Genomic DNA, 21,711 nt, shown 5'->3' with positions numbered 1-21,711 from the left:
GCAGCACCGCATCGAACGGCTCTTCCTACATCGAACCCTCCTCAACGTTCAGGACACACGAATCCGCAGGAAGCGGCCGGTGAGCGGCCATGTCGGTCCGAAGGATGTTCGCCAAGGTCGCGGCATCGACGGCATCAGACTTCTTCCGGGCGACCGAGTGCCGGTCCCGGTAGCGGGCGACCGCCAACGCCTCCCACGAACTGCGCACGCCCCTGGCCATCCAGCGGGCGGCCCTGGAGATCGGCCTGGCCGATGCCACGCCCACAAGGGTCGCCGAAATCAGGGCCGAGCTGCTCCGCACAACCGAACGCTCCGAGCGTCTCATCGAGGGACTCCTCGCGCTGGCACAGGGCGAACAGGGCCTCGACACGCAGGCGCCGGTGGACCTCGCCGTAGTGGTCGGGCAGGTCGTCGAGGACCACCAGGTCTTCGCCGACGCCCGCGAGATCACCATCGATGTCACGAACCGACCCGTCACCGTCATCGGCGACGAGGTCATGGTCACCCGGCTGGTCGCCAACCTCGTGCAGAACGCGATCCGGCACAACCATCCCGGCGGCCGGGTGGGCGTCGACCTGTTGGCGGGGCAGGGGATCACGGTCTCCAACACCGGGCCGTACGTGCCGCTGGACCGGGTCGGCGAACTCTTCGAGCCGTTCCGAAGGCTGTACCGCGACCGGACCGGCTCGACCGAGGGCGCCGGCCTCGGCCTGTCGATCGCCGCCGCGATCATCAGCGCGCACGGCGGCGCCGTCGACGGCGTCGCGAACCACGACGGTGGTCTGACGATCACGGTGGAGCTGCCGACCTCGGCCGGCGACGGGCCGCCGTCGACCGGTTCCTCTCACTGACCGTCCTCCGCCCGGCCGGGCTGAACCGAGCTCACGGAACCGGCGGGGTCGTCCACGACACCTGACGTGTCGCGGGCTGCCCCGGCCGGTTTCGAGTGGTCAGGTGGAGGAGAGGGCGTCGGTGGGGTGAGACGGGCCGCTCGGCGCGCCGGGTAGATGCCCGCCAGGGTGCCGATGGCGACCGTAGCCACGGCGGCGGCCGCGATGGTCTGGCCGGGCAGCGCGAACGGCCAGCCGCGGCCGGCGGCGTAGCCGAGGCAGACGACCACCCCGGTGGCCCCGCCCAGGCCGGACAGGGGCACCGACTCGGTGAGGAACTGCATCCGGATCTGTCCGCGGGTGGCGCAGAGCCTGGGCCCTCCCAGTCCCCAGGCTCGAGAGGACTCTGGGCCGCCACCATCGCCGTCCCTAACGTCAGTGGTGAGTCGAGCGGGGCGCCAGTCCCCGCCGCTGTCCATCGGTCCCCGCGCGGGACCGACGACCCAAAAGGAGAAACCGATGACCGACCCGGCCCTCAAGGAGTGGTACCTGCGCTACGTGGCGGCGCTCAACGCCCACAAGCTCGACGGCTTGGACGAGTTCATCGCCGACGACGTCGTGCTGAACGGCGACCCGGGCACCCGCGACGACGTCGTCGCGGTCCTGAACCACGAAATCGACGCCGTTCCGGACCTCCACTGGGAGGTCAAGGAACTGCTGTTCGACCGGGACCGGATCGCCGTGCGCGCGACCAACACCGGCACCCCGGTGAAGGAGTGGCTCGGCGTCCCTCCCTCCGGCGCCTCCTTCGAGATCGTCGAATACGCCATCTACAGGGTCAGCGACGGCCGGTTCGTACAGATGACGTCGCTGCACGACTCGGCCGACATGCTGCGGCAGTTGGCCGCCTGACCACGGCAGCCACCGGCGACCGGCGCGGCGCCCTGACAGATCCCAGGGCGCCGCGCCGCCCTCGCCAGCCGGCCCGCTACTTGTGGTAGCTGGACCTGTTCAGGCCCAGCACCTCGCAGTACCGCTTCACCTCGAAGGCGTCCCGGTGGTCGTCGACGAGCTGGAAGCGGCTCCTCTCAGGGTTGCGCCACGAGGCGCTGGGATTCGTACGGAGCTGAAAGACCGCCGTCACTGGCATGTCGCCGGGATGCGGTGACCGTCGACCCCGTACGCCTGCTCGCCGCGCCGGATCACGGTGCCGGTCTGCGGCAGCCAGGTGATCCGGCCCCCGTCGCCCGCCAGCACGGTGTAGCTCCCGGCGAAGCCGAGGGTGCCGTCCACCTCGGTCGTGCTGGCCAGGTCGCCGCGGGTCACGGCGACGGTCGGCAGGGACGTGCCGGTCTCCTGCGTGGCCGATTCGCCGTCCCGCAGGGCGTACGCCGCCACGCCTGCGGCGCCGATCGCCGGCACGGCGGTTCCGGCGAGCAGCGTCCGCCGCCCGCCACCGCGCCGGCGGCGCTGCCGCGGAGGGCTCTCCTCACGTGCGGGGGGTGCGATGGTGGAATCGAGCATTGTCAGCCTCCAGAGTGCCCTCGTGGACGACGACTCGATACTGATCAGCGTGGCCTGAGACCGGTTTCCTGGCGGTGACCGCAAGTGTTGACCGCCAAATTTCCGCCAGTGTGATCACGACAGAAGGGGCAGCCCGCTCGGGCGGCCCCTTCGCCGTGCGAAGCCGCATTGAAGGGGTGCCGGGACCCGTCAGGCGACGTCAGACCCGGGCAACAGGGCCTCTTGCATGTGCTGGATACCGGGGAAGACGCGAATCTGCTCGTATGGAACACCGCGACGGTCGACTGCGCGCTCGCGCACACCCCACGGCGCGTCGGGCAGCGTCACCTTCTCGGTGAACTCGCTGCAGCCGTGGGTGCAGGCGAAGGTGTCCTCCCATACCGTGACGTCTTCGGTGCTGCCCGGCAGGCGCATGGTGTGGATCAGGACCGCGCCGTCCTCACAGTCGCACGTCTCGTCGTGCAGACCGGCTGTGCTCCCGCACGGGCACGGCTTGCCCGGCTCCTGCTCCGGGTCATCCCACGACAACTGCGTCTCCAGCGCACGCTGTGCCGCCCCTTCGTCAGGGACGGCCGGAGCGGACGCCGAGTTCTTCCCTTGATGCCTCGTCATGCCTTCGACGCTACCCGCCCGTCCGTCTGCCGCTGGCCGAATGGGAGCCGGTGCACAGTCGAGTTGCGTGCACCATGAAGAGTCCCGCCGCGTCGTGCGCAATGCCCGAACCCCGCGTCCTGCGCCCCTGCCGGCAAGCGAGGCGCCTCGTCTGCGGGTTCCGTCGAGGCCCCGACCCACCTGCTGCCGCCGGTCGTGGATCGCACGGCGTTCGGGGTCGTGCGTGCCGTGCCGCTGGGTCAAGGTTTCCAGGTGCGCAGCATCTCGGCGATCCGCACGGCCGTACAGCGCGGGGTGTACAGCTCGTGGGCAAGCGCGGTGAGCTGTTCGCGGGTCGGGCTGACGGGGATGTTGCTGGCTTCGAGGTACATGACAGCGACTGCGCAGGCCACGGTCAGATGGGAACGCGCGAGCCGGCGGCAGCGGCCCAGGCTGTGGACAAGAGCAGCCGCTCGCGCGTAGGGGCCGTCATAGACGGGCGTGTCGAGGAGCTCGCCACGGTGGCGGGCAATGTGTCCCGCGCGCTGCCGCTCCGGTACGGCTGACGTACCCGGCTTCACCGACGTGGCCCGGGAGGGCGTCAGGCCGGCACCTGCGGCCTCTTCGGGAGCTCCGTAGCGGCTTTCCCCGCTGGACGTCCCGGGCGGTGTCGGACCGCGCCGGCACACGGGATCACGCAGTCCGGTTCGACCCTGGGCGTCGCGTTGCCCGAGGGGTCGAACCCCTTCCGATGGTCACCACGTGGGGTGCGCCGTGGCGGTCACCGTGCACGGTGAACACCGTGGCCCAGGATCCGGGGTCGCAGTGGACGGCAAGGGCCTGCGGGCAGCGTCGACCGGGTCGATTGCGTCCAAGTCAATGTCCCGGTACACGCAGTGGGACGCCATGTTCACGCCCCCTCTTGGGGCGCGCAGCCAGCCAGAGCTTCCACCAGGTTCATGGCCCTCTCGCCGTAGTTGGCGCGCATCTCGTCGTAGGCCGTGTACCGGGCGGGGTCGATGCCCATGTCTTCCAGGTCCTCGCCGTCCTCGGCAGGGAGCCGTTGGCCTCGGCCCGGAACCGGGCGAGGAAATCGCGTGCTGATGCGGCCAGTACGTCGTACACCGCCCCTGAGGGCCGACGACGGCCTGGGCGGAGCCTCGGAAGACGGAGAGCTTGTCGCCGGGGCGCAGGAAGCGGCGTCGATGATCGCGAGCATGTGAGCGGGGAGCGTCTGCTCAAGAGAGCGATGTGGCCTGGGCATGGCAACCTCCAGCGTGGCATGGCGTTCCGACGGCCATGCTGGCGTACGGGGCTGACAACGCGCCTTGAAGGAAAAGTCCGAGGGAATCAACCTACGGCTCCTCCTGCCACCCGTTACTCTCTGTCAGCAAGCACCTCGACAGCCCGCTCCCTGGTCACCATGCTCAGGCGCGCATACGGGGAGTCCGACCCCCAGTTCGGTTCCCAGCCCGGCGCGTTTCGGTACAGATGCAGCAGGGAGTGAATGCCGCGCCGCACGGCCTCTTTGTGAGCCGGCCGTCTGACGGAGCTGAGCGTTGCCAAGGCCGCTCAACCACGGCGTAGCCGAGAAGTGGTGAGCCATTGGAAGAGGGATGCATCACCGCGCAGCGGCGGGCCGCTTCCGCCGGCTGACGCCGGTCATGTGGGCCACGGCTGGGCTGGGCGAGCCAAGCGCCGTCGAGTGCCTCGCTGCCACGTAGTTGGAACGGCAGGTTTTCGCGGCAGTCACGCACCACAGCCTTCGCACCGGACGCCCGGCCCGTACGAAGGCTGCCAGGGCAAAAAACAGTCCCCGGTAGTGCTGCGCGTGTCCTGAAGCTTCAGTCGTCACTGTCGCCTCGGTATCGCGCCGGCTTGCCGGGGGCCTAAACCACATCCTGTCCGAGCCACTCCGCCGACTAGACGTCCTCATCGACTTTGTAAACTCTTTCGGTGTTATGGCCTAATAACCACCATGCACCCCATACCTTCTGAGTCAATAGTTTTTGGGTAAATTCTGCTGGAAGCTCAATGCGATCACCCCTCCGACTGCCGCACCGCGCCCGGCGGCCTACTCCATGAAGCCGAGCACGGTATCCGCACGGCAGTGCGTGCACGCCGGCACTCGGCGTGGCCGTCGTGCCGGTGGTGGGTGGGGTTGGCCAGTTCGCCACCGCTGTCTCCGACCCGGGTGTCCAGGACGCCCGGCTGTTTGCAGCTTGACCCATCCGAAGGATCACACAGCCCCCATGCACTGAAGGCCGCACCCTTGCGCAGGCGCGGCCTCGTCCCTCGTTTGCAGCGGACAGCCGCTTGGACCGGATCGCAGCCAAGGTGCGGTGGCACTTCACCTCCGCCGCCCCTTCGCCTGTCCGGCCTTCACGTCGGCCGCGTACTGATCCACGTACTCCTGGCCCGACAGCCGCAAAATCGCGTACGTGATCTCGTCGGTGACGGCCCGCAGCACCGTCCTCTGGTGCCCCATCCCCGCGAAGCGCGAGAAGTCCAGCGGTTCCCCGAAACGGATCACGATCGGCCGCCGCCTCGGCAGGACACGCCCCGGGGGCCAGATCTGGAAGGTTCCCACCATCGCACATGGAATCACCGGAACCTGCGCATCCAGCGCCATTACGGCCACCCCGACCTTGCCCTTGTACAGTCGGCCGTCCGGGGAACGCGTACCCTCGGGGTAGATCGCCAGCAAGTCTCCCTTCGCCAGTACCCCCAGCCCTTCCCGGATCGCCGCCTGCGCCGCGGACCTGCCCGACCTGTCCACCGAAATCTGCCCAGCACCGCGGAGCACGAACACGGTCAGTCGGCCCCTGAGGCCCGGCGCCCTGAAGTACTCCGCCTTGGCCAGGAACGTGATGCGCCGTTTCAGGACCGCGGGCATGAGGAGGGGGTCCGCGAAGGACAGGTGATTCCCGGCAACGATCGCCGCGCCCTCCACCGGAAGATGCTCGAGGCCCTCCGCGCGCGGCCGGAACAGCAGCCGCAGCAACGGCCCCAGAAGAACGTACTTGAGCACGTAATAGAACACGGGCACCTCCCCCGAATCTCCCCGGTATGCATGTGCCGGGCTTTCCCGGGCAGTGCCGGCATCGCCGGAGGCCTGGGTGACGGTCGTCGACATCATCGGCCAGGTAAGAGCTCCGTCCGCCTCAGATCGGGCCGGACTTCTGGGCGGCGACGGGTCGGCGCCCCGCCGGTGAGGAAGACGAGGCAGCCTGACCGCCGAAGGGTCCGGGACCAGCTTCCCCGATCGGAGAATCACAGTCCATTGAAGCTTCGCCATCTTCGAACGTGCTGGTCGGAGGGGCTGGCGTGATGCTCGGTCGGGGTGCTCGTGCTGGTCATGGGCGGGTGTCTGCGGTCTTGATCGTCTGACGGGGCGGCCGGGACGGCTTCGTCGGTTCCCCGCGTCACGGGCCCGGTGCCGCCTACCATCCGGTTCATGGTGGAGTCCGAGATCGCGCGACGGATCGCGGCGCGGTGCCGGTCGCGCCACCGTTGCCAGGCGCCGCACCCTCATCAGGATGTCCGTAGCACTTCTTCGCCGAGGTGAGCGGGGCGCTCGTCGAGGACGCCCCCGTCGGCGCCATCGACTGGCTGCCCGACCCGGTGGTGCGGATGGTCGCCGACCGCGCGGCCGAACCGCTCGCGCAGCCGTCTCTCGCCGAGGCGGTGGATGCGTACGGTCCGCTGCCCAAGCACACCGTGGCCGTGCTCTGCGCGCGGCTGGCGGAGGCCCTGGCCGAGGTGCACGCGGCCGGACTCGTGCACCGCGACGTCAAACCGGGCAACGTCCTGCTCGCCCGGGACGGGCCCCGGCTGATCGACTTCGGCATCGCGCGGGGCGCGGACACGACGGCGCTGACCGCGCCCGACGTCGTCATCGGCACCCCTGGCTACCTCTCGCCCGAACAGGCCCTGGCCGACGGCGGGGAGGTGGGCCCGGCCAGTGACGTGTTCTCGCTGGGATGCGTCCTGGGCTACGCGGCGACCGGCCGACGGCCCTTCGGCACGGGCGAGGCGGCGGCCGTCCTCTACCGCACCGTCCACGAACCCCCCGACCTCACGGGTCTCGACCACCTGCCGTCCGGGCAGCAGGCCCTGCGCGCGCCCGTCCTCGCTTGTCTGGACAAGGATCCACGGCAGCGGCCCACGGCGGACGGACTGCGTCGGCTGCTGGACCCCAGGACGCGCCCGACGCCGACGCCGGGGCCGGGCGGCCGGGTCCTGACGACTGGCTGCCTCCCGCCGTTCTGCGCCTCGTGGCCAAGCGCTCCACCGCCGCACTGGATCCCCCACCCCGCACGGCTCCGCCCCCACAGCTTCGGCCGACCGCTGCTCGTGTGGTGTTCTCCAGACGCCGCACCGTGGCGATCGGGGGCTCAGCCGCGGCCGTCCTCGCCACCTCCGGCACCGCGGCGGGCCTCCTGCTCACCACCCGGCACACCCCACGGCGGGGCGCGCCGGCAGCCAGGAACCTGCCGGTGCACACCATCGGGCTGCACGCCACCCTCACCGGGAAGCAGCGGGCGTCCGGGACGGCGCAGGAGCATGGCGCCCGACTCGCCGTCGCCGAACACAACGCCCGCGACGACATCCGCTTCCGGCTCGCCCTGGCCGTCCACGACGACCGGGGCGAGCCCGAACGCGCCCGGCAGGTGGCGCGCCGGCTGCTCGCGGACCGCACCATCCGCGCCGTGATCGGTCCGACCACCACCGACACCGCCCACGTCGCGGTCCCGCTCTACTCGGCCCACTCCATGCCGGTCCTGCTCGTGTCCGTCGACGACGGTGCCGCCGGACTCTCCGACCCCCCTCTGCGCTCCCTGTGCGTGACCAGGGCATCGGACACCTACCGCAGCCTGCCGGTGATCTCCTACCTGACCCGGTCCCGCCCGTCCGACCGCACCGCCGTCATCGAGGACCGGGCGGCGGGCGACACCGCCCTGAACCTCGCCCGGGAACTGGACGAACCCCCGATTCGCCACGGCACGGTCACGGTGCATCCGGTGGCCGCAGGAACCACGGACCTGGGCCCGGCCGTCACCGCCGCACTGGCCACCCGGCCCCAGGCGGTCGTCTACGCCGGGACGTCACCGACCCGGGCCGCGGGCTGCGCCCGGGCGCTGAGGACGGCGGGCTTCGCCGGGTCCCGGCTCGGTTACGAGCCCGTCATGCGGTCCGCCTTCCTCGACGCGGCAAGCGCCGCCGAGGGCTGGGTGTTCCAGGCGCCGTACACCACACCGCAGAGCTCGGACACGGCGGCAGCGCGGACGTTCACCGCCGCGTACCGGGCCCGCTACCGGACTGCGCCCGCCCGCTGGTCCGCCGAGGCGTACGACGCGGTCGGACTGATCACCCACACCCTGGACGCACTCCGCCTCACCGACGTCGAGCCTGGTCAGGTCGCCGAACGAATCTTCCATCTCGGCTACGACGGCGTGGCCAAGCCGATCCGGTTCTCCGACGACCCCACGCACATGCTCAATCCCGAGGACACGAGCTTCCTCTACCAGGTCAGGGACAGGGAGTTCCGGTTCCTAGGACGCTACGACCAGGTGCTTGAAGCCGCCGCGCCGGCCGCCGGAGCCGCCTCGTCGCCCTGAGACAAGGAATTTTAAGATTCTGCATATCTGGCTATGGGTTTTCCGCCGTCGCGGCCCGCACGGTCGGTGGCGGCCGGCGCCGAGCTCTACGCGTCCATGTCGCCGTTGTGCGACCACTCCCAGACCCTGCAGGCCTTCAACCACAAGTCCTTGGCACGCTCATAGCCCTCCTGCGCACACAGGCGGGTATACGTGTCGGGGAAGTTGTGGCCGGTGCCGTCACCCGGCTGCTCGTCGTCCATCAGGTCGGCGAGGGCGTAGGGGTCGGTGGGAACGCGCGCGTCGACGCCGTCCCGGTCGAACATCCGGATGCGGCTGTGTCTGGCCGGGCGTCGCGGTAGCCAGTACAGGAAGCGCACCTCGTGGGAGCCCGCTCTTTGGGCCGCGCTGGCCTGAGATCGGCAAATAGGCGCGAAGGGCTGCCTTGGGCGGTCGCGACCGTCACACTGTTGAGGTACGGAAACTGAGAAGATTCGTAATCGGGGGACTCATGCAGGTCGAGGATTCCACGAGCCATGAACCAGGGAGGTCCGGTTCGGGTCCCGTGATGGAGTTGCTGTTGTCCATCGTGTTCGATCCCGAGGTGGACCCCGAGCCTGCCGAACGGTTGACGCGCCAGCTACGTGCTGAGATCGAGGAGCTGGATATCGAGTCGGTCGGCCCCGCCCCCGCCGAGACGGCGCCTGACGGGGCGAAGGGCACCGATGCCGTCACGCTGGGGGCGGTCGTCGTCGCACTGAGCGCATCCAGTGGAGTGTTCACCACGCTCATCGAGACGTTGCGCGACTGGCTCAGCCGGCATTCCGCGCGGCATCGCATCTCGCTGACCATCGACGGCGACACCATCGAACTGGAGCGGGCGTCCGCTGCCGAGCGGCAGGAATTGGTCGATGCATACGTCCGTCGTCACACTGGCGGGTGACCTTGGGCCGCCGACTGGCGCTGCTGATCGCCACATACGAGTACCAGGACGACGGGCTGAGGGCGCTCACCGCCCCGGCGCACGATGCGGAGGCACTCGCCGCGGTCCTGAAAGACCCCGACATCGCGGGCTTCGAGGTCACCACGCTGATCAACGAGCCGAACCACAGAGTCGGCGAGGCCATCGCGGACCTCTACCGCGACCGGCGGCGTGACGATCTCACCCTGCTGTACTTCACCGGCCACGGACTGAAGGACGACGACGGCCGGCTCTACTTGGCGATGACGAACACCCGCCGTAGCAGCCTGCTGTTCACCTCGCTGTCCGCGGAGCAGATCGACCAGGCCATGGCTGACTGTATGTCCCGGCAGAAGGTGCTGATCCTCGACTGCTGCTACAGCGGCGCCTTCCCAGCAGGGCGTCTTGCGAAGGCCGACCCCGACGTGCACACGCTAGAACGGTTCCAGGGCCGGGGACGGACCGTGCTGACGGCATCCGACGCCACCCAGTACTCCTTCGAGGGCAGCCGGCAGCCGCACGGCACGGCCGCACCATCGGTTTTCACCCGCCACCTGGTGGCAGGCCTGCGGGACGGCAGCGCCGATCTCGACGGCGACGGCGACATCACCCTCGACGAGCTGTACAGCTACGTCTACGACCGGGTCGTCGACGAAATGCCACAACAGCGCCCCAAGAAACAGGACAACGTCGAGGGCCGCATGGTCATCGCCCGGAACATCAACTGGTCCCTGCCGACGCATCTATGCCACGCGCTCAGCAGCCCGATCCCCACCGACCGGCTCGGTGCCCTCGACGGGCTCGCCCACCTCCACCGGATCGGCAACAACCTCGTTCGCCAGCGCGCCCTCGACGAAATCCAGCGCCTGCTGGACGACGACAGCCGGACTGTGTCCGCCACCGCGGCAGCTCACCTCCAGTCACTCCTTCCGCCGACGCCCGAACCCACGCCGCCAGCCGCGTCGGTGACGAAGCAAGCCGTTGAAGGGCAGGCAGCCCCGCGCGGCTCACGACCTGTCACTTCAGAAGCGCAGCCCCCGGCTGCCGCAGCCCTGACCAGCAAGAAGCAGTCCGGCATCAGCGGCGCTGACGGCCGGTCCGCACTGGTCGTCCCTGTTGCCGCGCCGGAGCCCGTGCCCTGGCAACGGGTCACGGTGGGTGTGCCCGGCCCCGAGTTCGAGGCGAGACCACCGGGCCAATACTCTTTCGACTTCCCCGACACCGAATGCGACGGCTGGTCAACTCCCGCCCTTGCCTTACGTTATGCCTCGGTACGCGGCAACGCGCACCGCTACTTCCGCCAGCCACGCCAGGATGCCGCGCGTGCCGCGGTGCATGAGCCCACGGGCAGCATCGTCTTCGCCGTCGCTGATGGCGAATCCGGTGCCAAGGAGCCCGCGCTCGGTGCCGTCGAGGCATGCCGGGCCTCCGTGGAGAAAATGCTCCACCAGTTGTCCCAAGACCAGGAGCAGTTGGACCTCCTGGGTGTAGTCGGCCATGCCGCCGAGCGGCTGTGGGAGCTCACCAAGTGGCGCCTGGGCGTCAAAGAGCCCGAGCGAAGCGATGTCGCGCAGTTCTACGCGACCGCACTCGTGGCCGGCGTGGTGCGCCCCCACCCGGCAGGACCCGTGGTCGAGGTATGCCGTATCGGGGATTCAGAAGCCTGGGTGCTGGATTCATCGAGCGGGCAATATCAGCGGCTGTTCGGCTCGAAGACGCCGTCGGAGACCGCGCGCCTGCCTGATGTGCCCGATCCGCTGAAACACACCAGCACCCGCCTGACTTCTCATCATGCATTGTTGATTGGCACCGGCGGCTTCGCGGATGTGCTTGGCGACGATGGCCAGGGCCGCGTCGGTGTTCTGTTCGCCAAACACCTCGCCGCACCGCCGCCGCGTCTGTGGCTCGGGCACTTGCTGGACTTCTCCCGGGAGACCTTCGACGACGACCGAACTCTGCTGGCCATCTGGCCACGACAGCAGAGTCACGATGACCGCCCAGGCGCTTGAGAGGTCGTTTTCTCCCGGTGTTTCCCCGGCCGGTGGAAGGCCAAGGAGGGCGCGGCAGAAGTCGCGGGCGGCGGCGTGCACGTCCTTCGCGTCGTCCCCCTCGGTGCGGTACTCCGCACCGGGCACCCGTCGGAAGCGCACCAGCTGTTCGGCGACGTCGGCCACCGCCTCCGTGGTCGGGAAGACCGTGCGGAACGGGGTGAGCACGGTGTAGAGCAGGACGTCGTGGGAGTTCAGCCCGAGCAGGGCGTGGGACCAGCCCTTGCGTTCCTACCAGTGCAGTCGGATGCCGCCGCGGCCGCCGGTGCGGCTGATGTCCCAGACCAGCAGCGTGCAGGTGGTCAGGCCGTGCTCGCGGCTGCGGTGGTCAGCCCGTACGGTGCCTGGCGGGATGCCGCGCGCGGTGAGGGCCTCGTCGACGGCCTTCACGTAGGGCCAGTGCGGCAGTCCCTGGGCATGCCGGGCCATCCAGGCGGGTCAAGCATCACGGGGTCTCACCTCTGCGGGGCGGGGCGGGACGGCTCCCGGCCGGTCAGGGAATGCGGCCGACCTTCAACACGAGCACGGTGACCTTCTCGTCCTGAGGCTCGTACAGGACGCGCCAGTCGCCCACCGGCAGCCGCCAGTAGGCGGAGCCGCCCAGCTGCCGGGCACCGGGCGGGCGGGGGTCGTCGGCCAGGGCGCGCACAGCGGCGGCGCATTCCTTGGCCCCCTGGGGGCCGAGCTGGCGCAGGCGGCAGAACTCGGTGGTGGCCTGGTGCTGCCACACCACGGTGTACGTCACGACGCGGCGGCCCGCCGGTCCTCAGCCTCCAGTTCGGCCATGAACGCCTCGTGCGTGACCACTGGCCCGCCGCCAGCCTTGCGGGCCTCGACGTCGGCGATGTCGGCCTCGTCCCGCAGGCGGCGCAGCTCGGCGAGCTCGTCGACGGGGATCAGGGCCGCGGCGGGGGTGCCGTAGTCGCTGATCACGATGGTCTCGTGGCCGTGACGGACCCGGTTGACGAGCTGGCCGAGCTCGTTGCGGGCCTGCACCAGCGGAAATGTCTCATCCATACCCCCAAACTGTGCACATTGGCGGGTGTGTACGGGACGGGTCGGTGCAGCAGCACCCCGTCGGCCGTCCTGGTCCGCTGCGGGGCGCTACAGATCGCCGAATCCCTGCACCGGGCGGCCGACGGTCCACACGTCACCGGTGGCGCGGACGAACGCGCGATGGGCGGGCATGTGCCGCTTGAGCTGCGCGGCGGGGACCGTGTGGCCGTAGCGGGCGAGTGCGTCGCGCAGGTCGCCGGGCGTCAGGGACCGGCCGCAGCGCGCGAGGTAGCGGGCAGCGAGCTGCTCGACGGTGGGGTAGGACGGCGGTTGTACGACCAGGAGCGAGTCGCTGATGGCCCGGTGCTCAGCCATGGCAGCTATGCCCTGCTCCCGAGGCGGCCTCGCCGCCTCCCCCACACGTGAGAGGCGCTGCCGCCACTCGCCGCGGGACAAGTGGCCGCGGCGGTGGCCCCACAGCAGCAGACCCGCCGCGGCGGCTGCCGCGAGTACCGGGTTGCGCACGGCGAGGCCCGCCAGCCGTTGCACGCCCGCGCCGAACATCCGGATGGCAACGTCGATGAGGACGAGCGCGTTGGCGGCGCCGGCTTCCAGGCCGGCCAGGCGCAGCAGGTTCTGTGCGAGGGGAATCCAGTCGCTGACGGCGAAGTCGAAGCGGGAGAAGACGCTGTCCTGGGTGACGATGACGCACGGCCCCAGGAACTCCGCGAGCGCCATCGTGGGGGCGTCGTCGGGGTCGCCGCGGTGCCGTGGCTCCAGGCACGGGTCGACGCGGAGGATGTGCCGGGTCTGCGGGGCGAGGTGGTCGCGGATCTCCAGGTCCACGACGCGCAGGGCGGGGAGGATCTGCTCCGCGAGCGGGCGGCGCACCTGACGTTCGGGCACCTGGTAGTGGTCTGCCAGCTTGGCCAGGTGTTCGTGGATCTCGCCGGGAACGTGCGCGGCTAAATGGGCAGCAGCATCGGCCCAGGCAGCACCATCGGGTTGATCGCCTGCCCGGACGGGACCGGCAGCGGCGGTGCCGACACGGCACGCTCGAGGGCCATGGATCAAGTGTGTCGGCCACTACTGACATCGGTGCCTAATTTTCGGCTCCGGCGCCGACCCACGGCGACAACCGTGCGGCGGCCGCGGCGGTCGCCGACGCCGCACTGCCCCCAGCCGTATCCGCCGGGCCAGACGCCCTTGAGGCTGTTGACCAGCTTGGAGACGGCGACCTTGGGCGGGTAGTGCACCAGCAGGTGGACGTGATCGCGTTCGCCGTTGAACTCCTTCAGCTCCGCCTCGAAGTCCTCGCACACCTTGCGCATGATCTCTTCGCAGCGCGTCAGCATCTCGTCGTCGAACACTCCGCGCCGGTACTTCGTCACAAAGACCAAGTGCACAGCGCTCGGCTCCGTCGCCGAGGGCGAGGCCGTGAAAGGCGAGGCCGCGGGGAAGACTAGCGGCGGCATGTACCGGAGGCTGCGCCCGCATGACGGGCAGGGCATCGAGATCCTCCTGCAGCGCACCGCCGGCATGAAAGGTCGCGGAGAACCGTCTTCACCTGGACTTGCGCACCCGGGGCCTAACCGCCGAGGTCCGCCGGGTCACCGACTTGGGAGCGGCCGTGCTCACGGGCGTTCGGCCCACGAGAACGCCAGGACATGGCACATCTGGCGGATCCGGACGGCAACGAGTTTCTGCGTTATGGCCCCGCCCGACGCCTACCGGACGGGGACATACCACGGCCGGGCCATACCGCGGCCTGCGCCAACTTGCGGTTACCGCGTTGCGGTGGCCAGTGCCGCGCGGATGGCGTTCTCGCCGACCGGCTGGCCCTTCTCGTTCGAGATCGGCCCGTACGGGGTCCCCCACACCGGCGTGCCCGTCGCCTGCCGCCAGCTATCGGCCAGCGGTCCCACGTCCACCACGCTGTACCCGATGGATTCGATAAATTCGGTCACTGCCGCCTTCGCCGGCGCGGAGTCCCCGGCGATCGGCAGGTACGAGCGGTCGGCCGCCCCCGCCGGGCGGGCAAGTGACAGCAGGTGCTTGAAGAAGATGTTGTTGAACGCTTTCACGAGCATGGCGTCCGGGATGTACCGCAGCAGCAGCTCGCTCGAGGTGAGCGACTTGCTGTCGAGCTCGGGGATATGCCCGTCACGCCCGGGGCCGTAGTTGCACGTGTCGATGACCGTCTTCCCGGCCAGTGGCGCGGCGGGCAAGTCGGGGAAGGCCTTGACCGGCACCGTGACCACGACTATGTGACCGGCCGCCGCGGCCTCCCCGCTCGTCGCCGCGGACGCCCGCGGCCCCAGTTCCGCGGCCGTGTCCGCGAGCGTTTCGGGACCGCGCGAGTTGCTGAGCACGACCTGGTGCCCGGCCTCGATGGCGAGCCGCGCGATGGTACTGCCGATGTATCCGCTTCCGATGAATCCCACAGTCGTCATATTCTCGGCGTCCCTCCAGAAGAGCCGCACCGTTGTCATTTGCCGGACTCGTTGCGATTCGGGTCCCTGCCGTCAGCTGGCGGAGAAGTAATGGCCGTTGTCCAAATCGGCGAGCAGGCTGGGCTGAGCGGGTTCCCAGCCGAGGGTCCGGCGGGTGATGAGGTTGGACGCCGGGTAGTTCTGCGTGACTATGTTCGCGAGGAACCCGAAGTATCCCGGCACCATCAGTACGTCCGCGGGAACGCTCACGGCGGGCAGGCCCAGACGGCTGCCAATGGCCTCGGCGACCTCGCGGAACGGGATGCCCCCGTCCCCAACCGCGTGCCAGTATTTGCCAGCCGGCCCCTTCTCCAGCGCCAAGCGGAACAAGGAGGCGACATCGCGGACGTGCACGGCGTTCCACAGGTTCGCGCCGTCTCCGGGGTAGCCGACGAAACCCTTCTCCTTCGCGAGCGCGATCAGCGTGGGGAGGAAGCCGGCACGATCGGTCGTGCTGTGCGCGATGTTGGCAATCCGCACGACCGAAGACCGCACTCCCCGCTCGGCGAGGCCGACTACGGCGGTTTCCACGACGTTACGAACCCGCAGGGTGCCCTTGTACTCATCCCCGCCGGGAAGGGCCGGGTCCTCCTCGGTGGCCGGCCGGCCCAGGTTCCCGGGCGAGCCTATACTCCCCGCTGCGACCAGCGGCTTTCCGGTTCCCGCGAGTGCCTCGCCGTACGCGAGCATGATCGGGAGCTCCGCGGCGGCCACGGCGTCGATCCCGCCGGAGGGAAGCAGGTCTTGCCTGTGCGCGACGTGGATGACGCCGTCGGAGTCTGCGGCCGCCTCCTTGAGCCCGTCGAGATCCTCGAGGTCGCCGCGACGCACCTTCGCGCCGAGCGCGGACACCGCCGCCGCGGCCGTGTCCGACCGGGCCAGGCCGGTGACCTCGTGCCCGGCGGCGATGAGCTCGGGGATGATGTACGAACCGGAATGGCCGGTCCCGCCAGCGACGAAAACGCGCATCTTACTGTCCTTGTGAGAGTAGGTAGAGGGGCTGTTCTCCTCGTGCCGTAGATCGACTGGCGTGATGTGGCGCGAGAAGTGGTGGTGCGGGTGCGCTCAGCTGAGAATGCTGACGCCGAGGAAGAAGTTGGTGTGCTTGACGGAGTGGGCGATGAGGCCCAGCTCCAGCAGGCCGACGTTCTCCAATTCCCGGGCCATTGCCAGCTGCCCGGTGTCCATCGGGCGCAGTCCCAGGCTCTCCAAGCTCCTGCCCAGGCTGAAGAACATCGGCGCGATCCAGCTCTATGCGCCCGATCCCGACTTCGCCGGCTGGCCCCGGCTGGAGAGGATCCTCAAGAAACGGCCGATCGACTGGGACCTGATCGCCCGCAACTACGACCAGATGCTGAAATACGCAACGGCGCTGCGGCTGCGCACCGCCGAGACCGACCAGGTGCTCCGCCGGTTCACGAGAGGCGGAGGACCCAAGCACCCCGTCTGCCTCGCGCTGGAAGAACTCGGGCGGGCGGTCAGGACGATCTTCGCCTGCGACTATCTCGCTGATGAGCATCTCCGCCGCGAGATCAACAGCGGACTGCAGGTCGTCGAGAACTGGAACTCCGCCAACGACAAGATCTTCTACGGCCGCGAGAGCGTCCTCACCGGCGCCGACCGCGAGCACGCCGAGGTCTCCATGCTCGCACTCCATCTCCTGCAATCCAGCCTGGTCCTGATCAACACACAGCTTCTCCAGGCGGTCCTCCGCGACCCGCAGTGGGCCAGGAAGCTCACCGCCGCAGACCGGCGCGGGCTGTCCCCGCTGTTCTGGTCCCACGTCAACCCGTACGGGAGATTGCACCTCGATATGGACAGCAGGCTCGACATCACCAGGAGGTAGGCCTACCTCTCATGGCCTGGGTGCCGCTTACTGCCCGTCGCCGTGATGCGGCGGCGGGCACTTCCACGGCTGGCGCTCTCCTGGTCTGCGTTCAGGGTGAAGTGCGGTGAGTAGTGCCGCGCCGGCCTTGTACTCGTCCGGCCATGAGGAGAAGTCGTATTGCTCACCCGTCCCCTCTAGCCATGGAACTCCGATCCCCAGCAAGGAAGACCCGCACCGCGCTAGAGCAGCACAGTGTCTACACGCAGGAAATCACAGGCAGGGATGCCGAACGCCTGAGCGGCCAGGATCCGGTGAATCGTCCTCACTCCCCGTTCGTGCGCAGTTCCCAGGGCCGATCGCCGACCCACAGCGTGTCGTAGCCAAGGTCCTCGATCCCGCGGCAGAACGCGCTCAGGCCAGCGGCGCTGCTGATAGCGGGCCCGACTATGGGAAGTGTGAAACCAAGCTTCATTGGCGAGTCCTTTCGGTGATCCGTCAACCGTTTGCTCAGACGGGAAGTTCGGTGATGCTGAGGGCGAAGTCCAAGTTCCCCACCCCGTGGTTGGCGAGGCCCACCGTGACCACGCCCGCTCCTTCCAGCCAGTGCGCCATTTTCAGGCCGCCGACGTCCAGCGGGCGCAGCCCGAGGCTCTCGATGAACGCCTCCACACTTGCCTTGGCCTGCGCATTATCGCCAGCGATGAAGACGTCGGGCCGACCCTTCTCCAGGACATGACGGAAGATGGTGTTGAACGCCTTCACCACGCTGGCGCTGGCCGGGGCCGCCTTGGCGACTTCCTGCGCGATCGAGGTCTCCTCGCGGTGGGCTAGCCCGTCGAACGTGGAATTGAAGGGATTGCTGATGTCGACGATAACCTTGCCCGCGAGAGCGTCTCCGTACTGGGCGACGACCGGCACGACACCGTCGTACAACAGGGCCACGATGACGATGTCCCCGGCCGGGGCGGTGCCCCATTCTCCCGTCGTGGCGCCGCCGCCGAGAGCCTTGGCCAGGTCAGCGGCCTTGGACTGATCGCGGCCCATGACCTCGACGGCGTTGCCGCCCGCTAACGCCCGCGCGCCGATGGTGCGGGCCATGTTCCCGGTGCCGATGATGCTGATGTTGCTCATGAGATGTCCTGCCCTGGTTGTGCGTTGTTCGGTTCAGATGGCGGTGGTGCCGCCGTCGGCGACGAGTTCCATGCCGTTGACGTAGCTGGAGTCGTCGGAGGCGAGGAAGAGGGCGGCGGTGGCGATTTCGTCGGGGCGGCCCATCTGGCCGCGAGGGATGAGGGACTCGAACTGGCGCTTGGTGGCCTCGTCGAAGAGTTCTTCCTGCTTGGCGGTGGCGACCTGGCCGGGTGTCAGGACGTTGACGCGGATGCGGCGGTCCTTGAGCTCGTTGAGCCAGACGCGGGCCCAGGCCTGCTGGACGGCCTTGCTGCCGGCGTAGACGCTCCAGCCGGGGAAGGCGCCGAGGGAGGCATTGGAGCCGGTCATGAGGATGGAGCCGCCGTCGTTGAAGAGCGGGAGGGCCTTCTGGACGGTGAACAGCGTGCCGCGGGCGTTGAGCCAGAACGCGGCGTGGAAGTGGGCCTCGGTGATCTCGCCGAGCGGGGCGGGCTCGCCCACGCCGGCGCTGGCCCACAGCACGTCGAGGCTTCCCTTCTCCCGCTTGACGGTGTCGTACAGGCGGTCCAGGTCGTCCAGGTCGGCGGCGTCGCCCTGGACGCCGGTGACGTTGCGGCCGATCTGCTTCACGGCCTCGTCCAGGGCGTCCTGGCGGCGACCGGTGATGAAGACGTGCGCTCCCTCGTCGACGAACAGCTTCGCGCCGGCCAGCGCCATGCCGGTGGTGCCGCCGGTGATGACCGCTACCTTGCCGTCAAGCTTTCCCATAGTCGCTCCCTTGGGTCGGTGGTGCCGTGTGCACCTGGGGTGACGGTGTTCCGCTGCGTACATGGCGGCCCGGTACCGGGCAAGCCAGGGATCTTGCGCTGCGGCGAGCCTGCGGGAGATCGCCGAGCGGCTCGTCATCCCCACCGGGAAGAAGAAAGGCCAGCACCCGTCAGCGGCCACCGTCATGCGGATGCTCCGCGACCACGATGAGAAGGCACTGGAAGCTTCTGATTACGGATAGCTACTTTGCCCCTGGCCGTGGCTTCAGGAGTTCGAGGCCGGACAGTGGCGCTGCCCAGCGCGGCGGCCAATTCCTTGGCCTTGGCAGGGTCGCGGCCGATGATCTCGACGGCGTTGTCGCCGGCGAGCGCCCGGTCGGCCAGGACGCTGACCATGTTCCCCAGGCCGATAGTGCTGATGCTACTCATTGGTGTGCCTGCTTTCTGGAGCTGGATAGGACGCCATGCCTACCCCGTCGTTGTTAACGGTTGTGTCGTCGACGCCGTCGAATGACGCGATGGACGGCGCTCAATTCCTGATGTGCTCATTCTGGGCCTGGGCCCTGCTATCAAGTTCCGATGTCGAATTCTTGTGCCGAATTCGTTTCGGCCCCATTGGGTACCTATTCAGGTTGCCATTGGCCTGAGTGGGTGTCCAAGACTTCTTTCAGCCGTGGTGATACCCTGGAGGTATCACCGGACCGGGAGGCGCCATGGATCTGGACCTGCGCAAACTGCGTTACTTCGTCGCCGTGGCCGACCAGTTGCACTTCGGCCGCGCCGCCGATGAGCTACATATCGCGCAGCCGGTGCTCAGCCGGCAGATCCGTGCGCTCGAGCAGGATCTCGGCGCCTCGCTGTTCACCAGGGATCGCCACGGCGTAGCGCTGACCGACGCGGGCCGACAACTGCTGGCCGACGCCGGTCCGCTGCTCGCCTCCGCGCACGCGGTCCGCCGCCGGGTGTCCGTGGCCGCCCGCGGCAGCCGGCGGCTGGTGGTCGGTTTCCGGGCCGGCATCCCGGTCATCCCGGCAGCGCGGGCGTTCGAGGCCCGGCACCCGGACGTGGTCGTGGACGTGCAGCGGATCGAATGGGACGACCAGGCCCCGATGCTGCTCGACGGCCGCATCGACGTCGGCTATGTGCGGCTGCCCATCGACGAGGCCGGCCTGCGCGTGACTCCGCTGTACACCGAGCCGCGGGTGGCGGTGCTGCCCGCCGGCCACCGGTTGGCCGGCAAGGAGGAGGTCACCGAGGCCGACCTGGCCGGCGAGCCGCTGGTCTGGCATGCCGACCCGAGCACGCAGCCCACCAGGCGCCCGCACCCTAACGCCGGGTACCTGGTGCGCGGGGTGGACGAGACGCTCGAGCATGTCGCGGCTGGCCGGGGCATCTCGTTCCTGGCCCGTTCGGCGACCGTGTTCTACTCACATCCGGAAGTCATCTATGTGCCCATCCCGGATCTGGCGCCCGACCAGGTGTGCCTCGCGGTGGCGGCATCGCGCACGTCGCCGGTGGTCGATGACTTCGTCACCGCGGCTCAGGCGACGGCCGAGATCACGGCAGAATGTGGGAACTATGAAATGTGGCAGCTTGGAAGCGATGCCGTTTCAAAGCACGGTTGAGCAGTCCAACTGACAACAGCAGCGCCAACAGGGGGCACGCGGCCACAGCAATGGCGAAGGCATTGCGCTCGGGGGCGGAGGCGATGTTGGCGCACAGTGAGAATCGACATCGTCGCGCGGCCGCTTCTAGGATGATGAAAATCATCATCTCGTTGAAGTCGTCAAAGGCATTGTCGATCAATTCCGCGAGACACTTCCACTCCTCGATCTCAATCTCAATCTCAATCTCAATCTCACCGAGCATGCGGAGAATCCGCGCGGATGGTGTGATCTGAACCTTGTCCGACTCCCTCGAACGTGACGGCTACGGCATGACTCCGATCAGCCACCTGATCGTAGCGACCAGGCCCGACAAGATGAGCCACATGCCGCGCTGACGTCGACGATGCGAGCGGCTGCGGCGTGGACATGCAGGTGCGGTTCGTGGGTAGCGGGGTGCTTTCGCAGTGGCGGACTGTTCCAGGCATGCGTGCAGGTGCGTGGCGCCAGCATGACGCTGCTGGTGGACTGCGGGGCGACGAGCCTGGTCGCCATGCGACAGCAGGGCCTGGACCCGGCCGAGGTGGACGCGGTGGTGGTGTCCCATCTTCACGGCGACCACTTCGGTGGCATCCCGTTCCTGATCCTGCACTGCCAGTTCGCCGGCCGCGTCCGGCCGTTGACGATCGTCAGCCCGGCAGGTGTCCGGGAGCGGGTCATCGCGGCGATGCAGACGAAGTCCCGGTCGGACAGGTCACGGGCCTGGAAGGCGGCGTGGTCGTCGCTCCACTGCTTCGTCAGCCGGGTGACGGTGGCCGGCGACAGCCCGGCCGCCGAGCCGAGGAACTGCTCCAGCGCGGGCACGAAGTCCCCGGACGACAGGCCGTGCAGGTAGAGCAGCGGCAGCACCTCGGAGATCTTCGGCGACTTGCGGCACCACGGCGGCAGGATCTTCAAGGAGAACCGCTTGCGCTCGCCGGTGGCGTCGTCGACCCGCCGGTTGTTCACCCGGGGTGCGGTGACCTCGACCGGTCCGGCCACGGTGACCACAGTGCGGGGCCGGTGGTGCCCGTTGCGGATCACCAGACGGCGCCCGGCCGCATCGGTCTCAGCCGCCAACTCGGCTATGTACTGGTTGACTTCCGCTTCCAGCGCGGCGGCGAGCATCCGGCGGGCGCCCTCACGCACGATCTCGTCGATCAAGGAGCCGGACTCGGTGGAACCCTCGGCGGTGACTACGCTCAACATGGGCGTGCCTTCCCGACCCGCGCTGCAAAGCAGGTCTACTCGGTGACTTCTCGATCAATCACCTGGGAAGGTACGCCCTTCGCGCGCTCCC

The 21,711-nt window shown here is 68.9% G+C and carries 26 protein-coding genes and 5 pseudogenes; 10 read left to right on the top strand and 21 right to left on the bottom strand.

Annotation, left to right across the window (positions count from 1 at the left end; all coding sequences use genetic code 11):
- Positions 1–58: 58 nt before the first annotated feature.
- Positions 59–187: pseudogene (locus IEZ19_RS53850) on the bottom strand (IS110 family transposase); the annotation flags it as partial.
- Positions 188–200: 13 nt separating this feature from the next.
- Between IEZ19_RS53850 and IEZ19_RS53845 the strand changes: the two are divergent.
- Positions 201–302, top strand: a pseudogene (locus IEZ19_RS53845) (hypothetical protein); the annotation flags it as partial.
- 78 nt (positions 303–380) lie between these two features.
- On the top strand, positions 381–851 hold the full coding sequence (locus IEZ19_RS40470) for a sensor histidine kinase (RefSeq protein ID WP_189316389.1): 471 nt from the start codon (positions 381–383) through the stop codon (positions 849–851).
- On the opposite strand, the gene IEZ19_RS40465 is transcribed toward IEZ19_RS40470, so the two are convergent.
- Positions 845–1,174 (bottom strand): ABC transporter permease, encoded by a 330-nt coding sequence (locus IEZ19_RS40465; protein WP_189316388.1) that lies wholly within the window; start codon positions 1,172–1,174, stop codon positions 845–847. The two genes, IEZ19_RS40470 and IEZ19_RS40465, sit on opposite strands and share 7 nt — an antisense overlap.
- Before the next feature lie 175 nt (positions 1,175–1,349).
- Here IEZ19_RS40465 and IEZ19_RS40460 point away from each other — a divergent pair, with 175 nt between their 5' ends.
- Positions 1,350–1,742 (top strand): ester cyclase, encoded by a 393-nt coding sequence (locus tag IEZ19_RS40460; RefSeq protein ID WP_189316387.1) that lies wholly within the window; start codon positions 1,350–1,352, stop codon positions 1,740–1,742.
- Positions 1,743–1,818: 76 nt separating this feature from the next.
- Here the strand turns inward: IEZ19_RS40460 and IEZ19_RS40455 are convergent, their stop codons facing one another.
- The 5 genes from IEZ19_RS40455 to IEZ19_RS40435 form a co-directional block, all read right to left on the bottom strand.
- Positions 1,819–1,980, bottom strand: coding sequence for a hypothetical protein (locus IEZ19_RS40455; protein ID WP_189316395.1), 162 nt, complete (start codon positions 1,978–1,980; stop codon positions 1,819–1,821).
- A complete protein-coding gene (locus IEZ19_RS40450; protein ID WP_189316386.1) occupies positions 1,971–2,354 on the bottom strand; it encodes a hypothetical protein in 384 nt (127 codons plus the stop codon). Before IEZ19_RS40450 ends, IEZ19_RS40455 begins: the two co-directional genes overlap by 10 nt.
- A 189-nt stretch (positions 2,355–2,543) precedes the next feature.
- Entirely contained in the window at positions 2,544–2,966 is a 423-nt protein-coding gene (locus tag IEZ19_RS40445; RefSeq protein WP_189316385.1) for a hypothetical protein, read from the bottom strand.
- Between the two features lie 239 nt (positions 2,967–3,205).
- On the bottom strand, positions 3,206–3,526 hold the full coding sequence (locus IEZ19_RS40440) for a fic family toxin-antitoxin system, toxin component (protein ID WP_373297129.1): 321 nt from the start codon (positions 3,524–3,526) through the stop codon (positions 3,206–3,208).
- Positions 3,527–5,295: 1,769 nt separating this feature from the next.
- Positions 5,296–5,988, bottom strand: coding sequence for a lysophospholipid acyltransferase family protein (locus IEZ19_RS40435; RefSeq protein WP_189316393.1), 693 nt, complete (start codon positions 5,986–5,988; stop codon positions 5,296–5,298).
- Positions 5,989–6,578: 590 nt separating this feature from the next.
- Between IEZ19_RS40435 and IEZ19_RS51630 the strand changes: the two are divergent.
- Both IEZ19_RS51630 and IEZ19_RS51625 read left to right on the top strand, forming a co-directional pair.
- Positions 6,579–7,073, top strand: a pseudogene (locus tag IEZ19_RS51630) (serine/threonine-protein kinase); the annotation flags it as partial.
- A gap of 230 nt (positions 7,074–7,303) precedes the next feature.
- The gene (locus IEZ19_RS51625; RefSeq protein WP_229841374.1) at positions 7,304–8,566 is read left to right on the top strand and encodes an ABC transporter substrate-binding protein; all 1,263 of its coding nucleotides are present in this window, start codon (positions 7,304–7,306) and stop codon (positions 8,564–8,566) included.
- 86 nt (positions 8,567–8,652) lie between these two features.
- Here the strand turns inward: IEZ19_RS51625 and IEZ19_RS40425 are convergent, their stop codons facing one another.
- A complete protein-coding gene (locus IEZ19_RS40425) occupies positions 8,653–8,871 on the bottom strand; it encodes a hypothetical protein (RefSeq protein WP_189316383.1) in 219 nt (72 codons plus the stop codon).
- A 242-nt stretch (positions 8,872–9,113) separates the two neighbouring features.
- Here IEZ19_RS40425 and IEZ19_RS40420 point away from each other — a divergent pair, with 242 nt between their 5' ends.
- On the top strand, positions 9,114–9,488 hold the full coding sequence (locus IEZ19_RS40420) for an effector-associated constant component EACC1 (RefSeq protein ID WP_189316382.1): 375 nt from the start codon (positions 9,114–9,116) through the stop codon (positions 9,486–9,488).
- On the top strand, positions 9,485–11,515 hold the full coding sequence (locus tag IEZ19_RS40415; protein WP_189316381.1) for a caspase, EACC1-associated type: 2,031 nt from the start codon (positions 9,485–9,487) through the stop codon (positions 11,513–11,515). The genes IEZ19_RS40420 and IEZ19_RS40415 overlap by 4 nt, the downstream gene beginning before the upstream one ends.
- A gap of 270 nt (positions 11,516–11,785) precedes the next feature.
- On the opposite strand, the gene IEZ19_RS40410 is transcribed toward IEZ19_RS40415, so the two are convergent.
- The 8 genes from IEZ19_RS40410 to IEZ19_RS52775 form a co-directional block, all read right to left on the bottom strand.
- A complete protein-coding gene (locus IEZ19_RS40410; RefSeq protein ID WP_189316380.1) occupies positions 11,786–11,983 on the bottom strand; it encodes a hypothetical protein in 198 nt (65 codons plus the stop codon).
- Between the two features lie 64 nt (positions 11,984–12,047).
- On the bottom strand, positions 12,048–12,299 hold the full coding sequence (locus tag IEZ19_RS40405) for a type II toxin-antitoxin system RelE family toxin (RefSeq protein WP_229841373.1): 252 nt from the start codon (positions 12,297–12,299) through the stop codon (positions 12,048–12,050).
- Positions 12,296–12,571: a type II toxin-antitoxin system prevent-host-death family antitoxin gene (locus tag IEZ19_RS40400; RefSeq protein WP_189316379.1), complete on the bottom strand. Its 276-nt coding sequence runs from the start codon at positions 12,569–12,571 to the stop codon at positions 12,296–12,298. Before IEZ19_RS40400 ends, IEZ19_RS40405 begins: the two co-directional genes overlap by 4 nt.
- Positions 12,572–12,658: 87 nt before the next feature.
- Positions 12,659–13,456, bottom strand: coding sequence for a hypothetical protein (locus IEZ19_RS40395; RefSeq protein ID WP_229841372.1), 798 nt, complete (start codon positions 13,454–13,456; stop codon positions 12,659–12,661).
- 164 nt (positions 13,457–13,620) lie between these two features.
- Positions 13,621–13,956: an IS200/IS605 family transposase gene (tnpA, locus tag IEZ19_RS53840; RefSeq protein ID WP_373297128.1), complete on the bottom strand. Its 336-nt coding sequence runs from the start codon at positions 13,954–13,956 to the stop codon at positions 13,621–13,623.
- Between the two features lie 378 nt (positions 13,957–14,334).
- The gene (locus IEZ19_RS40385) at positions 14,335–14,994 is read right to left on the bottom strand and encodes an NADPH-dependent F420 reductase (RefSeq protein ID WP_189316391.1); all 660 of its coding nucleotides are present in this window, start codon (positions 14,992–14,994) and stop codon (positions 14,335–14,337) included.
- Positions 14,995–15,075: 81 nt separating this feature from the next.
- A complete protein-coding gene (locus tag IEZ19_RS40380) occupies positions 15,076–16,011 on the bottom strand; it encodes an SDR family oxidoreductase (RefSeq protein ID WP_189316378.1) in 936 nt (311 codons plus the stop codon).
- Positions 16,012–16,107: 96 nt separating this feature from the next.
- Complete coding sequence (locus IEZ19_RS52775; protein WP_268248740.1) at positions 16,108–16,230, bottom strand: hypothetical protein; 123 nt, start codon at positions 16,228–16,230, stop codon at positions 16,108–16,110.
- Between IEZ19_RS52775 and IEZ19_RS40370 the strand changes: the two genes are divergently transcribed.
- Positions 16,223–16,888 carry a Tn3 family transposase gene (locus tag IEZ19_RS40370; RefSeq protein WP_229841370.1) on the top strand — a complete coding sequence of 222 codons (666 nt, stop codon included), beginning with the start codon at positions 16,223–16,225 and terminating at the stop codon, positions 16,886–16,888. The genes IEZ19_RS52775 and IEZ19_RS40370 overlap by 8 nt on opposite strands.
- Before the next feature lie 489 nt (positions 16,889–17,377).
- Here IEZ19_RS40370 and IEZ19_RS40365 read toward each other — a convergent pair whose 3' ends face one another.
- The 3 genes from IEZ19_RS40365 to IEZ19_RS52770 form a co-directional block, all read right to left on the bottom strand.
- On the bottom strand, positions 17,378–18,001 hold the full coding sequence (locus tag IEZ19_RS40365) for an NADPH-dependent F420 reductase (protein WP_189316377.1): 624 nt from the start codon (positions 17,999–18,001) through the stop codon (positions 17,378–17,380).
- Between the two features lie 33 nt (positions 18,002–18,034).
- The gene (locus IEZ19_RS40360; RefSeq protein ID WP_189316376.1) at positions 18,035–18,769 is read right to left on the bottom strand and encodes an SDR family NAD(P)-dependent oxidoreductase; all 735 of its coding nucleotides are present in this window, start codon (positions 18,767–18,769) and stop codon (positions 18,035–18,037) included.
- Positions 18,770–18,951: 182 nt separating this feature from the next.
- Entirely contained in the window at positions 18,952–19,197 is a 246-nt protein-coding gene (locus tag IEZ19_RS52770) for an NAD(P)-binding domain-containing protein (protein ID WP_268248739.1), read from the bottom strand.
- Between the two features lie 284 nt (positions 19,198–19,481).
- On the opposite strand from IEZ19_RS52770, the gene IEZ19_RS40350 reads away from it, so the two are divergent.
- Positions 19,482–20,393, top strand: coding sequence for a LysR family transcriptional regulator (locus IEZ19_RS40350; protein WP_189316375.1), 912 nt, complete (start codon positions 19,482–19,484; stop codon positions 20,391–20,393).
- Here IEZ19_RS40350 and IEZ19_RS40345 read toward each other — a convergent pair.
- A complete protein-coding gene (locus IEZ19_RS40345) occupies positions 20,326–20,637 on the bottom strand; it encodes a hypothetical protein (protein ID WP_189316394.1) in 312 nt (103 codons plus the stop codon). The two genes, IEZ19_RS40350 and IEZ19_RS40345, sit on opposite strands and share 68 nt — an antisense overlap.
- A gap of 141 nt (positions 20,638–20,778) precedes the next feature.
- On the opposite strand from IEZ19_RS40345, the pseudogene IEZ19_RS53835 reads away from it, so the two are divergent.
- Positions 20,779–21,057 (top strand): annotated as a pseudogene (locus tag IEZ19_RS53835) (MBL fold metallo-hydrolase); the annotation flags it as partial.
- Between the two features lie 47 nt (positions 21,058–21,104).
- On the opposite strand, the pseudogene IEZ19_RS40335 reads toward IEZ19_RS53835, so the two are convergent.
- Positions 21,105–21,620 (bottom strand): annotated as a pseudogene (locus IEZ19_RS40335) (transposase); the annotation flags it as partial.
- Positions 21,621–21,711 lie beyond the last annotated feature (91 nt).

It is taken from the genome of Streptomyces brasiliensis (assembly GCF_014647875.1).
In the GTDB taxonomy this organism is placed as follows: Bacteria; Actinomycetota; Actinomycetes; order Streptomycetales; family Streptomycetaceae; genus Streptomyces; species Streptomyces brasiliensis.
This window is presented reverse-complemented; position numbering and strand designations above follow the sequence as displayed.

Coding starts and splice junctions, on each gene's coding strand:
- IEZ19_RS40400 (WP_189316379.1), bottom strand. CDS start 12,571: ATGGATGAGACATTTCCGCTGGTGCAGGCCCGCAACGAGCTCGGCCAG.
- IEZ19_RS40360 (WP_189316376.1), bottom strand. CDS start 18,769: ATGGGAAAGCTTGACGGCAAGGTAGCGGTCATCACCGGCGGCACCACC.
- IEZ19_RS40465 (WP_189316388.1), bottom strand. CDS start 1,174: ATGCAGTTCCTCACCGAGTCGGTGCCCCTGTCCGGCCTGGGCGGGGCC.
- IEZ19_RS40450 (WP_189316386.1), bottom strand. CDS start 2,354: ATGCTCGATTCCACCATCGCACCCCCCGCACGTGAGGAGAGCCCTCCG.
- IEZ19_RS52770 (WP_268248739.1), bottom strand. CDS start 19,197: ATGAGTAGCATCAGCACTATCGGCCTGGGGAACATGGTCAGCGTCCTG.
- IEZ19_RS40350 (WP_189316375.1), top strand. CDS start 19,482: ATGGATCTGGACCTGCGCAAACTGCGTTACTTCGTCGCCGTGGCCGAC.
- IEZ19_RS40420 (WP_189316382.1), top strand. CDS start 9,114: ATGGAGTTGCTGTTGTCCATCGTGTTCGATCCCGAGGTGGACCCCGAG.
- IEZ19_RS52775 (WP_268248740.1), bottom strand. CDS start 16,230: ATGGACACCGGGCAGCTGGCAATGGCCCGGGAATTGGAGAACGTCGGC.
- IEZ19_RS40365 (WP_189316377.1), bottom strand. CDS start 18,001: ATGAGCAACATCAGCATCATCGGCACCGGGAACATGGCCCGCACCATC.
- IEZ19_RS40410 (WP_189316380.1), bottom strand. CDS start 11,983: ATGGCCCGGCATGCCCAGGGACTGCCGCACTGGCCCTACGTGAAGGCC.
- IEZ19_RS40445 (WP_189316385.1), bottom strand. CDS start 2,966: ATGACGAGGCATCAAGGGAAGAACTCGGCGTCCGCTCCGGCCGTCCCT.
- IEZ19_RS40460 (WP_189316387.1), top strand. CDS start 1,350: ATGACCGACCCGGCCCTCAAGGAGTGGTACCTGCGCTACGTGGCGGCG.
- IEZ19_RS40380 (WP_189316378.1), bottom strand. CDS start 16,011: ATGCGCGTTTTCGTCGCTGGCGGGACCGGCCATTCCGGTTCGTACATC.
- IEZ19_RS40425 (WP_189316383.1), bottom strand. CDS start 8,871: ATGTTCGACCGGGACGGCGTCGACGCGCGCGTTCCCACCGACCCCTAC.
- IEZ19_RS40345 (WP_189316394.1), bottom strand. CDS start 20,637: ATGCTCGGTGAGATTGAGATTGAGATTGAGATTGAGATCGAGGAGTGG.
- IEZ19_RS40455 (WP_189316395.1), bottom strand. CDS start 1,980: ATGCCAGTGACGGCGGTCTTTCAGCTCCGTACGAATCCCAGCGCCTCG.